13 protein-coding genes and 1 pseudogene are annotated in these 13,673 nt (G+C 43.8%); 7 read left to right on the plus strand and 7 right to left on the minus strand.

Going from position 1 to position 13,673, the window contains the following annotated elements; genetic code table 11:
• Nucleotides 1–64 precede the first annotated feature (64 nt).
• From AC27HD_RS09495 to AC27HD_RS09510, 4 genes are all read left to right on the plus strand, one after another.
• Nucleotides 65–1,801: a serine hydrolase domain-containing protein gene (locus AC27HD_RS09495; RefSeq protein ID WP_487105315.1), complete on the plus strand. Its 1,737-nt coding sequence runs from the start codon at nt 65–67 to the stop codon at nt 1,799–1,801.
• Between the two features lie 274 nt (nt 1,802–2,075).
• Nucleotides 2,076–2,657 carry a hypothetical protein gene (locus AC27HD_RS09500; RefSeq protein WP_487105317.1) on the plus strand — a complete coding sequence of 194 codons (582 nt, stop codon included), beginning with the start codon at nt 2,076–2,078 and terminating at the stop codon, nt 2,655–2,657.
• 250 nt (nt 2,658–2,907) lie between these two features.
• Nucleotides 2,908–3,027: a cold shock domain-containing protein gene (locus tag AC27HD_RS09505; protein ID WP_081926654.1), complete on the plus strand. Its 120-nt coding sequence runs from the start codon at nt 2,908–2,910 to the stop codon at nt 3,025–3,027.
• Nucleotides 3,028–3,531: 504 nt separating this feature from the next.
• Complete coding sequence (locus tag AC27HD_RS09510) at nt 3,532–4,605, plus strand: hypothetical protein (RefSeq protein WP_487105319.1); 1,074 nt, start codon at nt 3,532–3,534, stop codon at nt 4,603–4,605.
• Between the two features lie 103 nt (nt 4,606–4,708).
• Here AC27HD_RS09510 and AC27HD_RS09515 read toward each other — a convergent pair.
• From AC27HD_RS09515 to AC27HD_RS09545, 7 genes and pseudogenes are all read right to left on the minus strand, one after another.
• Nucleotides 4,709–5,050, minus strand: a pseudogene (locus tag AC27HD_RS09515) (transposase); the annotation flags it as partial.
• Between the two features lie 206 nt (nt 5,051–5,256).
• Nucleotides 5,257–5,643 carry a Na+/H+ antiporter subunit G gene (locus AC27HD_RS09520; RefSeq protein WP_487105321.1) on the minus strand — a complete coding sequence of 129 codons (387 nt, stop codon included), beginning with the start codon at nt 5,641–5,643 and terminating at the stop codon, nt 5,257–5,259.
• 91 nt (nt 5,644–5,734) lie between these two features.
• Nucleotides 5,735–6,004, minus strand: coding sequence for a K+/H+ antiporter subunit F (locus AC27HD_RS09525; RefSeq protein WP_100972823.1), 270 nt, complete (start codon nt 6,002–6,004; stop codon nt 5,735–5,737).
• Nucleotides 5,998–6,498 (minus strand): Na+/H+ antiporter subunit E, encoded by a 501-nt coding sequence (locus tag AC27HD_RS09530; RefSeq protein WP_487105323.1) that lies wholly within the window; start codon nt 6,496–6,498, stop codon nt 5,998–6,000. The genes AC27HD_RS09525 and AC27HD_RS09530 overlap by 7 nt, the downstream gene beginning before the upstream one ends.
• Complete coding sequence (locus tag AC27HD_RS09535) at nt 6,495–8,021, minus strand: monovalent cation/H+ antiporter subunit D (RefSeq protein ID WP_487105325.1); 1,527 nt, start codon at nt 8,019–8,021, stop codon at nt 6,495–6,497. The genes AC27HD_RS09530 and AC27HD_RS09535 overlap by 4 nt, the downstream gene beginning before the upstream one ends.
• The gene (locus AC27HD_RS09540; protein ID WP_032097389.1) at nt 8,018–8,386 is read right to left on the minus strand and encodes a Na+/H+ antiporter subunit C; all 369 of its coding nucleotides are present in this window, start codon (nt 8,384–8,386) and stop codon (nt 8,018–8,020) included. Before AC27HD_RS09540 ends, AC27HD_RS09535 begins: the two co-directional genes overlap by 4 nt.
• Nucleotides 8,386–11,181, minus strand: coding sequence for a monovalent cation/H+ antiporter subunit A (locus tag AC27HD_RS09545; RefSeq protein ID WP_487105327.1), 2,796 nt, complete (start codon nt 11,179–11,181; stop codon nt 8,386–8,388). Before AC27HD_RS09545 ends, AC27HD_RS09540 begins: the two co-directional genes overlap by 1 nt.
• Nucleotides 11,182–11,539: 358 nt before the next feature.
• Here AC27HD_RS09545 and AC27HD_RS09550 point away from each other — a divergent pair, with 358 nt between their 5' ends.
• Genes AC27HD_RS09550 through AC27HD_RS09560 form a run of 3 tightly spaced genes read left to right on the plus strand, consistent with a single transcriptional unit; the run spans nt 11,540 to nt 13,666 of the window.
• Complete coding sequence (locus tag AC27HD_RS09550) at nt 11,540–12,130, plus strand: DUF7010 family protein (protein ID WP_052010349.1); 591 nt, start codon at nt 11,540–11,542, stop codon at nt 12,128–12,130.
• 23 nt (nt 12,131–12,153) lie between these two features.
• On the plus strand, nt 12,154–12,483 hold the full coding sequence (locus tag AC27HD_RS09555) for a DMT family transporter (protein WP_032097387.1): 330 nt from the start codon (nt 12,154–12,156) through the stop codon (nt 12,481–12,483).
• Nucleotides 12,484–12,496: 13 nt separating this feature from the next.
• Nucleotides 12,497–13,666: a sensor histidine kinase gene (locus AC27HD_RS09560; protein WP_052010333.1), complete on the plus strand. Its 1,170-nt coding sequence runs from the start codon at nt 12,497–12,499 to the stop codon at nt 13,664–13,666.
• Nucleotides 13,667–13,673: the final 7 nt, after the last annotated feature.

A 13,673-nucleotide genomic window follows, 5' to 3' on the forward strand; every position in this document is an offset into this window, starting at 1 on the left:
TCACTTTTTCTAGGCTCCTCACTAGAGAATATCGAAAAACAAGAGTTAACAAGGAATCGTTATTGTGTCTCATCTTGCTGTTAAAATAGTTATTAGCTTATCACTACTCATCTCTATATCTGCCTGCCAACCTTCTGCAAAGTCTACAGTGCCTGATGATGCCGTTGCGAAACAAACCTCAAAGTTCGACAAACTCTTTGCCCAATTTGATGATAGTGACAAGCCGGGAGCCTCGGTTGCCGTGTTACAAGATGGAGAGGTTGTCTTCTCAAAAGGTTATGGCAGTGCAAACCTCGAATACGATATACCTGTTACGCCAGACACCATGTTTCACGTTGCATCTGTATCGAAGCAATTTACCGTTTTTGCCATTTTGTTACTCGCTGAAGAAGGTAAGTTAAATTTTGACGATGACGTACGACAATACATACCTGAAGTACCTGATTTTGGTGAAACCATAACCTTACGACACTTAGCATCGCACACCAGCGGCATGCGAGATCAATGGAATTTGTTGCGTATGGCTGGCTGGCGTTTAGATGATGTGATCACTACCGAACATGTATTAAAAATGGTAGCGAAACAAAAAGAACTAAACTTCAAACCCGGAGAAGAATTCCTTTATTCGAATACTGGGTTCACACTATTAGCAGAGGTTGTTGCTCGAGTTAGCGGTAAGTCCTTTGCACAATTCACACAAGAAAGACTGTTCACGCCATTAAATATGAGCAACAGCTTATTTTATGACGACCATCAAAAAATTGTTAGCAATAGAGCTTATTCCTACGAGCCAATTGACAGTGGCTATCAAAAAAGTGTGTTGAACTATGCAAATGTAGGCGCAACCAGTTTGTTTACTACCGCAGAAGACCTTCTTAAATGGTCGGAAAACTTCACCGCTCCTACTGTAGGCAGCCCTTCAATTATCAAACAAATGAATACGCTTGCCACATTAAATAACGGCGACACATTTGGTGGTGCATACGGACAATTTATTAGTCACTACAACGGCATCAAGTATATTCAGCACAGCGGCGGAGATGCCGGTTTTCGTTCATATTTAGCTCGATTTCCTGAGCAGAATTTAGCAATTGCTATATTGAACAACGGCGCGGATGCAAGACCTTGGGAATTGGCTCTGCAAATTGCTGAACGCTTTCTAGAAATAGATACCCCTCCCCCTCAGAATGCTATTGCTGACGCGTTTATGGAGTCAATGTCACCAAAACAAACACCTAATTCTTTTGAACTTAGCAAAGTTGAGTTAAGTGAAGACATATTAAATACATATGTGGGTCACTATTGGAATGAGCCAGACGCCTATTCAAGAGAGATATATTTAGACAACGGTAGACTCATGTATTCACGAGGCAAAAATGATACAAGCCCCCTTGCTCCCGTGAATGAAAACACATTTAAAATGCTGAATGTAGAGGGCGAAATTTTCGTTGAGTTTACTGAAGATGGCGCGCAAAACCTTATGACAGTACAAGTAGACAACATTGACACCTATGTGTCAGTTGCCTATACGCCAGTTAAAGTGACTGAAACCTGGTTATCTCAATTTGCAGGCAGTTACTACAGCCCTGAACTTTCTTCTACTTATCATTTTTCGCCGGACAACGATCAGCTCAAAATTTCTCATTATCGTCTTAGCGATCATCATATTGCGCCAGTTAAAGATGACTTTTTCAGGTCACAAGTAGGCGATATCTCGTTTGAACGTGATGATAGCGGCGCAGTGAATGGTTTTAGGATATCTAATGGTCGGGTAAGGAATCTTTACTTTAAGAAACTATAGAAGATAAAGAGTGGAAATAATTTCTAATGTTCACTCTACCAATAAGGGCCGCTTGCTCGCATTAACGCTAATTCAAAAGTGTTAAAAAAGTACTAATGCTGCAATTATGATTTTTATGACGTATGGCAGCTTAGCACATAGAGCGGGCGCCTAATCGCTACTCCTCTAAAAACATTGGTCGTGTTTTTTATGGGAAATGAGTGTTACTTGAAACCTTAGTAATAAGCTTTTAGATTTACATAAAGCCATGGTGATTTTTGCAGGAATAAAATTTTTGGATAAACTTAATAAAATTATACACAGCCAAGAGAGCAAACATGGTATTGCCATTCAAATTTTTGGAATAATTTGTTTTCTTGCTGCAATTACCCTTCTTTACATATCAACCAAATCAAACTCACCTGCTATATACTTATTTTTGGGAGGCTTTTTCTCGTTCTCTATTCTTCTATGGGTGATAGGCGCTTATCAAAAACGGAAATTTTATAAGTTGGGTAAGACTCCATTAACATTAACACCATCATTCTGCACAATTGGCGAGGAATTTAAAGGTTCTATTGAAATTGAAAAGCCAAGCTTTAATAGCGTTAAAGAAATAACAATTACTTTATGGCAGCGCAAAAGGGTTGGCGATGAGAGCGGAAACGATAAAGTTTGGGAATCAAGTGCTACAACAAAGATTAACCATGTAAACTTTAAAACAATCTTAGATTTCAGCTTTACTATCCCGCATGACAAGAAGCCGACAAACAAAGGATTCTTCTCAGAAAATAAATACGTTTGGGAGGCTAGTTTCGAGTTTGTTGAATCAATGCAAAGTATAAAAAGAACTTGGGAAATCCCTGTGAAAATATAACATGCGCTTCCATTACGAAATCAGGTACTACGCGATTCTTGCGTTACTCGCTATCACTCAAACAATAGCAAAAAACCACTGGATACCACTTGCGGCTGAAGTACGCGTTAAATGTCAGCTCATTGTCTTTTTGAGCCAGTGACTCTGGGGGCTGAAACTTACGTGGAGCAGACAGTTGGAGCGTATTTCTCGAAGATCGCCGTCTCGCTCAAAGCGATCGTGTCTTTTTCTCAGCATCTACGGCAGCTCCATGACTGTGTTTGTTCACTTCTGTTCAATTGTATCTGGCGGTTATAAAACTCTTGCTGAAGGTCAAACTGTCGAGTTCACTGTTGAAAAAGTTCAAAAGGCCCTCAAGCTGCGAACCTAGTACCAAGGTAAGGTCTAATACGATTTGCTCAGACTTGCACTGGGCACGATGAAAAGGGTCAGCATTGCTGTCCTTTTTTGTTGGGCACGCATTTGGGCTATCATTCGTATCGCTCAAAAAATTGCAGCTTGCAAGGCTTAAATCTCTTCCTAACTTATCTGGCAACTGTCTCTTCACAAACAGCCTGGCTGATATTCTATGTGTTACAAATTTATGAACTTATAAAAGTCATTTAGTGACAATTGTTCAAATAATATGCTAGCGTCATTCAGTACTTCGAGATTGAGAAAAGCTACCTAACGCATATCTTTGATGTTTGCTCTCCAACTTCGCAACGAACGCGATGATGTAATGGGCTCGAAAGTACACTTTAGGCTGAAGGACGCAGCCCTATGGACATTTTTATGAAAAAGGGAAAGTATTATGGAAATCAATAAAACTCTTACCTCAAGCCTTATTATTTCCGCATTTCTTGCACTCTCATCCTATGCACACGGTTCACAATTGACAGAAACCTATGCGTGCGATACCTGTGATTATAACGATGCAAGAAATATTGCTACACAGGAGTTTGAGCCATTCAGCTGTATCCTGGAAAATACCCATGAAAATCCACTTTTCGGGACCACGGAATACGTTTGCGAAACAACACAAAGGACCATCATTATCGCAAACCCTCTTACCGAGACCGCGTATAAGTTCGATATTTCAGCGACCAATCACAATCAATACACTGATGCTCCTCACGTGGTCGTAACCGATGCTGGTCTCACAAACCCTGAACAGCAAGCGCTAACTCAGTTCTATGATATCAACGAAGAATTTAGAACGCATGTCAGCAATTTCTCGATGGATGATCCTGATATTGTTACTAGCCAGCAGACAAATTCATCCACTTCTAAACAGACCTTAAGTCAACCCATGGACACTTCAAGCTTGATGGATAGTTCTGGAGGAAGCGATTGTTCTACTCATCCTTCAACGTATTTGACCGGCTTAGAAGCCCAGCGACTTATTCGGTTTAAATTAGCACAAGGCCTTAAGGCAGAAATCGGCACCAGCAGCTGGAATGACCATTATGTTGAAACTAAGGCAACCGGTTTTGGTTTTGACTTGAATGTCACCGGTGGGGGTGTGCAAGTCAGCTGGGAGCACAATACGCTTGACGCAATCGCGTCTGTCAAATTTGGTAACCCTGGCGTTAACGTACTGGTTTTCAATGTCTCATTCGTCGGCGATGTATCGGCCAGCGGCCACAGGGATTTATACTTTGCAATGTCGCTGCATAAAGGCGTGTCGCTGGTTGATGGTATTCCTATCGGTAATTTTATGAGTGGCAATGTGAACGATCTAACCAACGTCGGCGTGGCTGAATGTCTTATAGAAAACTTGGCGCAAACAGCAATAGAGGACTTAGCCTGGGATTCAGGTACGGTCGATGATGGTACAAGCTCTACCTGGACACCGGGTGTTGCTTACCCCGGTGGCTGCACCAGACAAGTGAAGTATAGAACGTGCTCAATCACAATGGACGGTGTGCAAACCAGCACGGAAAGCTCGATTACGACAAGTTGTTAGTTATTAATTGATGCCTAGTAAACAGGCATTTTCTTTGAAAAAACATGCTGCGATCCAATTGCTTATTTTGAAAGAGAAGTTGAGAATTCAATTAGTATGTATTCTAATCAAACCATATTGGTAACCACATAAGTGCAAAAGCCAGTGCCAACACTCCGTAGTAGTTTCTGGCTAATTTATCATCATTGCCTGTTTTACTATTCCTCTTTCTTGGGATGAGATGCTTGGCGTTACGGCTACTCACTAGTTCCCTTAGAGCTTGGCTATCGTAACCTTTGTCGGCAACCACCACCTCAGAATAGGGTGATGACTCCACCAGAGATGGGCCATGACTGACATCATGAACCTGTCCCCCTGACAACTCAAAGTAGACAGGTAAACCGCCGTTATCAACAGCTAAATGTATTTTTGTTGATTTCCCTCCGCGACTTTTTCCAATAGCTTCTTATGCAATGTACGCAGCCTAAGCACTAGCATTAGGGAGTGTAAGCTTGAGGCCTACTACTTATTTTGCGCCATTGGAATTGATTAAGAGGAAACCGCATTAAAGTGCTTGAGGTATGGTGAGAATCAAAAACTACACGCAAGAGACTTTTGACAGAACAAGGTTGTCTAACCATAGATTATAAATAATCGCCATTATGCACTTCCCTATTTATCACTGCTCGAGCCAGCCGCATCATTCACAGATTTTTGCTCTCTTGCCGTATCAACTAATCCTTCGTTTTGTGTCGAATCCATAGTTTTTACTTTGTGATGCATGGCAACTTTGGCCAGTATGTGTGCAGTTACTGGTGCAGTAATCACCAAAAACAGCGTGATCAGTAGTGCGTGAATATTGATGTAGCCTTGAAGGTGAGACATGTAAATAACCGAGCTCAGCAAAATACCTCCTAAGCCCACTGTGGTCGCTTTAGTGGGGGCGTGAAGGCGTGTGTAGGCATCTTTCAAGCGAAACAAGCCTATTGAGCCCACGAGCACGAATATACCGCCAATCATAAGTAGAGCTGACACGGTCAACTCAAGCCAAAAATTCATTACCTATCCTTATCCGCAGTCTATTCATTTTATTACTCATTCGATTACTTACTTTTCGCTATTAGTCTTTTATTCATTTTTTATTCAGTTTTTACTCAATAATATCGCCGCGAAGAATATATTTTCCGAATGCAACGCTACTCACAAAACCTAGCATGGCAATAAGCAGTGCCGCCTCAAAATACAGCGACGTGCCTTTGTGTATGCCGTACACCATGATTAACGCAATGCTATTAATAAACATAGTATCGAGTGCCAATATGCGGTCTACCACATCTGGCCCGACTAATAAGCGCCATAGATTAAGGACTAACCCTATAGAAATCATGATTCCTACGCATAGCAACGTGAATGCTAACATTGAAACATCTCCTTAATGGCTGACTCGTATCGGTCTTTGATAAGCCGTATCACTTCCTGCTCGTCATCCGGCATTTGCAGCACATGCACATACAAATAGCGCTTATCTTTTGAGAGCTCGGCGGTAACCGTTCCTGGCGTCATAGTTACCGTACTTGCCAGTATGGTAATAGGGCGAATTTCTTTAATATCTAGCGGCACGGCAACAAAGCCAGGTTTTATTCTGCTCATGGGCCCAAGCACTAAAATCGCCACCTGCACATTTGCCACCACCACATCGCCAAGCACCATAAAGAAGTATTTAAATGCTTTAAGGGGCTTTTTAATTCTCGGCTGTGAAATTTGTAGCGGTGCACACAATAAGGGGATTACTATCGCAAACACAGACCCAAGAATAATGTGGCCCAGGCTTACGGTGACATTCAGCATAAGCCAAATAACAAGTAATATGGCGCTGCGACCAGGCGTAGGCAGCAGGCGTGACAAAAGGTTCATTGCTGACCTCCCTGTAATTGCAACACACTCACAGGGAGTCGTACGTCATGAAGTTGCGCAGCAGCCATTGCTGTGTATTCGGTAATGGGCCCAGCAAAAATTGCCATTATTGGAGACGCCATCAACAGTAATACAGCACCTACCACCTGCCATACAGATGCAGACTCACCTTCTGAGTTAGCGCTCTCGCCAGCATGCCGCCAAAATAGGGTTGTACCGGCTCGTGCTAGTGCGATGATAGTGAGTAGCGTAGAGATAAGGACCGTAGACCACACTAGCGCCTTATCTAATCCCGTTGCGGCGGATTGTAGAACAACCACCTTGCCGATAAAGCCTGAAAAAGGCGGTAAGCCAACCACCACCATGGCAGCCACAAAAAAGAGGGCGCCAAGCAGTGTTGGCTGAGTCACCTTTTTGGCGATGACAAAGCGGTCGAAAGCTTTCCCTCTCTGCTGTCCTATCATATCGGCGAGCATAAAGAGCACCGCTGAAATTAATGTGCTGTGAAGTGCATAGTAGAACGCAGCCCCACTTGCCTCTGGGCTTCTTATGGAAAAAGCCATCAGCAAGGTGCCTACTGATATAAGCACGGTATTAGCAGCAATATTGCGTAAGTTAGGGCTAGCTAACACGCCAATTGTTCCAGCGATTACCGTTAAAATAGCGAGCGGCCATACCCAAGGTAAAACCATGTTGCTAAGCGCCCCCGCTCCTTCACCAAAGATGACAGTGAACACCCGAAATATGCTGTAAATGCCCACCTTTGTCATTATGGCGAATAGCGCAGCCACAGGCGCGCTGGCAGCGCTGTAGGTATTGGGCAACCAAAAATGTAATGGCAGCATGGCGGCTTTAAGTCCAAACACCACCAATAGCATCATGCCGCCTACTTTGGCCAGTACTTGCTCTCCCCCTGATAAAGTGCTTATTTTAAGAGACATATCTGCAATATTGAGTGTTCCGGTAGTGCCATACAAAGTCCCCAGGGCAATCAAGAATATGGCAGAACCCACTAGGTTTAATATCACATAATGCACGTTGGCTTGGGTTCTCTGCTTCCCGCCACCGTGAACAAGCAGTACATATGATGCAATTAGCAGTACTTCAAAAAAAACAAATAGATTAAACAGATCGTGAGTTAAAAACGCTCCCGTTATACCCATTAACTGAAACTGCATTATGGGGTGAAAATAACGCCCCTCTCGGTCGGTGCCAGCGAATGAATAAAGCGTTGATGCTAACCCCAAAAAGCCGGTGAGAAGAACCAAAAGTGCAGCAAGAGAATCTGCATATAATATGATGCCAAAAGGCGCCTCCCAGTTACCCACCGCATACATGATAGGCCCAGCATCAATGACTTTTGCCATCAGCGCTATTGCAACGGCTATCTGCAGTAAGCATAAAAATAATGCTGCAACCCTTCGATTAACATAGCGTTCAATGCCAGCAAAAGGCGGCAGTAAAAGAAGTAACCCGCCTATCAATGACACCAAAATTGGTAGTATGGGTAAATGGTCCATCATTGTTTACTGCTCCAGCGAGACACCGACTGCTTTGGCCTGCCAGGTGGCTCTTTACCGTCCACAAAATCATTCCCAAGGTCGGCTCTAGCCCGCATCGACAAAATGACGGCAAAGGCCGTCATCGCAAAGCCAATCACGATGGCCGTTAACACTAGCGCTTGAGGAAGAGGGTCTGCGTAGGTTTCCGATTTACCTAAAATAGCAGCGCCATCTAAGCTAAGCCGCCCGGTTGAAAATAGAAATAAGTTAACGGCATAACCGAGCATCATTAACCCCATAACCACTGGGAACGTACGGCCTCGTAAGCATAGGAATACACCGCTGAAAGTCATCACGCCAACACATAGCGAATACAATAATTCCATTAGTTTTCCTCCATTGTTGGGCGATGCTGGGTTGTTAGCTTACCTAGGTTTGCCAGAATTAATAACGTAGCCCCTACTACCGTTAGATAAACGCCTAAATCAAATACAAGCGCGCTGGCCAACTCTGTTTTTCCGATGAAGGGAATATCGAAGTAATCGAACCACGATGTTAAAAATGGCTTTCCGAACGCCCAGCTGCCAACACCGGTGAGTACCGCCAGCAATACCCCCCATGCAATCACGCTTTGATAATTCACAGGTATACGTGGTGTAACCCAGTTCACACCGTGAGCAATGTATTGCTGAATTAGCGCTACGGAGGTAACAAGGCCTGCAATAAAACCACCACCAGGTAAATTATGACCTCGAACAAAAATATAGGCAGACACCAATAGCGCAAGGGGAAGTAAAGACTGAGAAATCATCACTAAAATAGGCGGGTGAATATCCTTAGTCCATGAAATCCCCTTATCATCGGCCGAGGGCATGGCAAGGGGAATTCTCGTCAACAACTTGAAGATACCCAGCGCGGCAATGCCTAACACCGTGATTTCGCCCATGGTATCGAAGCCACGAAAATCTACCAAAATCACATTGACAACGTTAGTGCCACCGCCGCCTGTTTTACTGTTTTCTACAAAAAAATCTGAAATAGTCTCGAAGGGACGGGTGATAATTGCATAGTTAATGGTAGCCACTATGCCGCCGATAACGGCCGCAATACTGAGGTCGCGAACCACCCGCTTTGGCGCTGAGTCGGCAGAGGTTTTTTGGGGCAAAAAGAACAGTGCTAACATCAGCAAAATTACCGTAACAATTTCTACGGCTAACTGAGTTAACGCGAGATCCGGCGCTGAAAAACGCGCAAAGGTAATAGAGACCACAAGCCCCACTACCGAAATAGCAATGAGTGCGGTCATGCGCTGTTTATGCAAAATAGCGGTGGCAATGGCGCCAATACACAGTATTGCCGCCAATGTAATTTCAATACCGTTGACAGATTGAAGCGGTGAGCTTCCCGCAGCGTTTTTAAGCATAATTAACTGTGGTGCGGTCATCACTATGACTAAAAGAAACAGTAGCCCTATATAACGCTGCAGTGATTCATTGTCTAAGCTGTTATGCATTCGCTGAGCGTACTTTACAAGCTTTTGCATGGCCTGCTCGAAGATTTGCTTTGCATCAGGGTCGTTAAATTGAAACTGAAAACGGTAAAGAGGATGGCGGTTGATATACAGCACTGCCCCACCCACAATAGCGATGACACTCATTAGCAAGGGAATATTGAGCCCGTGCCATATAGATAAGCTGTAGTAGGGTAAAGATGACGCAGGGAATAGCGTAGAAGCTGAAATAGCGAGTAAATCGCCTGCCATAAAGCCAGGAAAAACGCCGACTAAAATACACAGCACAGCCAAAAGCGCGATAGGCAGCATCATGAATACAGGAGGCTCTTTCGGTGTTTTAGGCAGTGCCTCTGGCTCACCTTTAAAGAATACGTCCTTGATGAAGCGCAATGAGTAAGCAACCGATAATACCCCGCCTACGGTGGCAAGAAGTGGCACCATCCACGATAGAGAGCCAAACACAGCTTGTTCTAGTGTTTCTGCAAAAAACATTTCTTTTGACAGAAAACCATTGAACAAAGGAATACCTGCCATTGATAAAGCAGACACCATTGTTAGCGTGGCGGTATAGGGCATAAAACGCCACAGCCCGCTGAGCTCACGCATATCTCGTGTACCGGTTTCATGGTCGATGATACCCGCAGCCATAAATAGCGAGGCTTTAAACACAGCGTGATTCATAATATGAAAAAGCGCTGCCACCGCAGCTAACTCGGTATTCAAACCTAGCAATAGCGTAATAAGTCCTAGGTGGCTAATAGTGGAATACGCGAGCACGCCCTTTAAATCGTGTTTGAACATAGCCACATAAGCGCCAAGTAAAAACGTCATTAGCCCCGCCAAGCTGACTAATAAAAACCATAACTCAGTGCCCGCTAATACGGGGTAAAGTAGCGCTAAAAGAAATATCCCTGCTTTTACCATAGTCGCAGAGTGCAAGTAGGCACTTACTGGCGTAGGTGCAGCCATGGCATGGGGTAGCCAAAAATGAAAAGGAAATTGAGCCGATTTGGTAAATGCACCAATAAGCACTAATACCAACACCACTGGGTAGAGGCTATGATCTCTGATGGTGTTGGCGCTATCTACGATTACACCGATATCGTAAGTTCCTACAATATCGCCTATTAACAGAAACCCTGCAAGCAGAGCCAATCCACCGGCACCGGTAACGGTAAGGGCCATACGCGCCCCTTTTCGAGACGCCGACTTAGAAGACCAAAATCCTATTAATAAAAACGAGCTTATACTGGTTATTTCCCATGCCATCCAAAGCTGCAGCAAATTATTTGCCAGCACAATAGAGAGCATTGCGGTCATAAATAAAATTAAAAAACCATAAAACCGCCCCACAGGCTCTTTTGCAGAGAGGTAGTAGCGCGCATAAAAGATAACAAGCAGGCCAATACCTAGGATAAGAAAAGCAAAAAGCAGCGCTAGGCCGTTGAGTCTCATCGACAGTGTAAGACCTATGGCGGGGATCCATTCGATATAGTCGGTGATAACGTCGCCAGCAAATATAGCAGGAGCAAAACTTGCGATGATAGCCAATGATGCCGCTGGGGCGAACATAGTCATTGCTGTGCATACATTTCTACCGAGCTTTTCGGTAGCTTTGGGTACAAGGGTGCCGATGAGTAATAAAATCGGGATCCAAAATAGGCTCATTAGATGAAACTTTCCTTTCTAGTTTTCATTACCTTCAACAAAGGCCCTGGTGATTTTTCTTTGGTGCATCCAACACGCTCAGGCAAAGCAACACGATACTAAAAAGCGTATTACTAAGACAGTAGAATACTGAAACTAGGCCTATTTGGTTTACAAAGGGCCTTCTTAACGCGTGTTCATTGTTCACCTTATTGATGACAATTGTCATGCTGCATTGGTGATGTTTGTGACTTACTTTAATGCAGTCGCATCTTCATACTTCAACACTCACAACACAGTATTGAAGGAAATGATCATGAACGATGTTATTGCAGAGCGTCCATTGCACCAAAGTGCACACAACCACTCGAGCAGCCAAATAGAAGGCGGCTCACTCGATAAAGCCCAAAACCAACCTCTATCAGCTCGTGATTTATCACTTGATGAGCAACGCACACTATTTAAGCAAAATAGATTTATTGCCATGCCTTTAGCCGGAACCATCGTATGGGCTTTGCTAGGTATTGCGGCGCCTTTTGTTTCTGAGGTTGCGATAACTTGGATGTTATACATTGGCACAGGTGCCATTTTTTATCTCGGCACAGGTTTGTCTTATCTCACTGGCGAACGCTTTTTCTCAAAAGATAAGCCTAGAACAAGTTTCGACACGCTCTTTTTCGTGGGCATGATAATGAGCTTAATGGTATTTGGGATAGCTATGCCAGTAGCTGCCATCGACCATACGACCGTACCCTTAACCTTAGGCATATTAGCAGGATTGATGTGGATGCCCCTTTCTTGGTCTATCGAACATTGGGTGGGCTACTTTCATACTAGCGCCCGCACCGCAGGTATTGTAGCAGCATGGTACTTATTCCCCGATGCACGCGTAGAGGCCATTTCAGCGGTTATTGTTGCCGTCTACATAGTGTCTCTTTATGCATTAGAACGTCGCTACCAGTCTCTTTAACACTATAAAAAAGGAGGTTATTTATGATTTATTTATTATTAGCCCTCGCCATTGTTACCGAAGTTACTGCAACCTTACTTCTTAAAGCGTCTGATGGATGGGAGAAATGGGCATTTGGCTACGCCGCTATTGCATTTTATGCTATCTCTGGAGGTTTGTTTGCGGTTGTATTAAAGCACATGGGTATTGGGGTTGCTTATGCCATTTGGTCTGGTTTGGGTATAGCACTGATTACAGCGGCATCAGTCGTTTTCTATAAACAAACCTTCGACATGTTTGCCGTGATAGGTATTATACTGATTGTGTCTGGTACAGTGCTTATTACGAGTAAGTCTGCCGTCGTATTTCAATAAGGAAGAAGTACTTGTGCTTAAACACAATACTGATACCCAGTTAGAACAATCGCCCACCATGCCGCTACTTGCTAGTGGGCGCAAGAAGCGATGGTCGTATAGCAGCCTATTTTTTTCCTTGTTCTTTTTTGTGCCACTCCTACTTTCACTGCCGCTGAGCAGCGCTGTACTATCGTTTAACGTTTTAGCCTACACGCTATTTGTAATGACTTACCTTGTCGCGATTAATAAACCACAGCACCAGCTTCCGTTTTACATAGCCTTTATATTGGCACTCGGGTATGTCACCACCTACAGCAATCCGGGTGGTGCCGTATTTTTTGGCTTTGTCGCTTTTATTTGCGGTTACTATTATGCGCTGAAACGGTCATTGCTCATCATGTCATTGGTGCTTATCTCACTTGCAGCACTTCAATTTTATTTCATCAAAACAAACGATTACTTTTTGCTTGCGGCTGCGATAAACAGTGTCGTACTTCTTGGCTTTGGCATTATGGAGCGCAAAGAAACCCTTCATCAATTAAAAGAGTCCCAGCACGCCGCGTCATTACGCACACTGTCAGCCATTGCAGAACGTGAACGCATTGGCCGAGATTTACACGACGTTGCGGGCCACGCGCTAAGCTCTATTTCTTTAAAAGCACAACTTGCCGATAAGCTGTTGAGCAAAAATAACGTTGAATTAGCACAGCAAGAAGTTAGGGCGCTAGCAGAGTTATCGCAGTCACTCCTAAGTGAAATACGCCATGCAGTATCCGACATAAAACAACTTTCACTAAATGATGAAATTACCAAAAACAAAGCCTTACTCATGGAGAACGACGTCAATGTTAACTTGGATGTTGATGGTGATATCAATCAACATATTAGCGCGATGGAAGAAACCCAGCTGGCACTTATTGTTAAAGAACTCTTTACCAATACACTTCGCTACTCAAATGCTACCCACGTCACCTTGAGTTTAAAGCTATCTCAGATTAATACGCCCGACCCTTCATATACACTGGAATATCACGACTTTGGTCGTCTAGATAACGTCAATCAAATAAAAGAAGGCAATGGCTTAAAAGGAATGAGAGAGAGGGCCGCGTCAATAAGCGCCCAAGCCACGATGACATTTTCCTCTCACCCTGGTTTTACATTTACGCTTACATCTAACACGCCTAAGCGTACTCATTTATAAAGGAAGC

This window comes from Alteromonas sp. 4NS20-0143 (assembly GCF_057542855.1).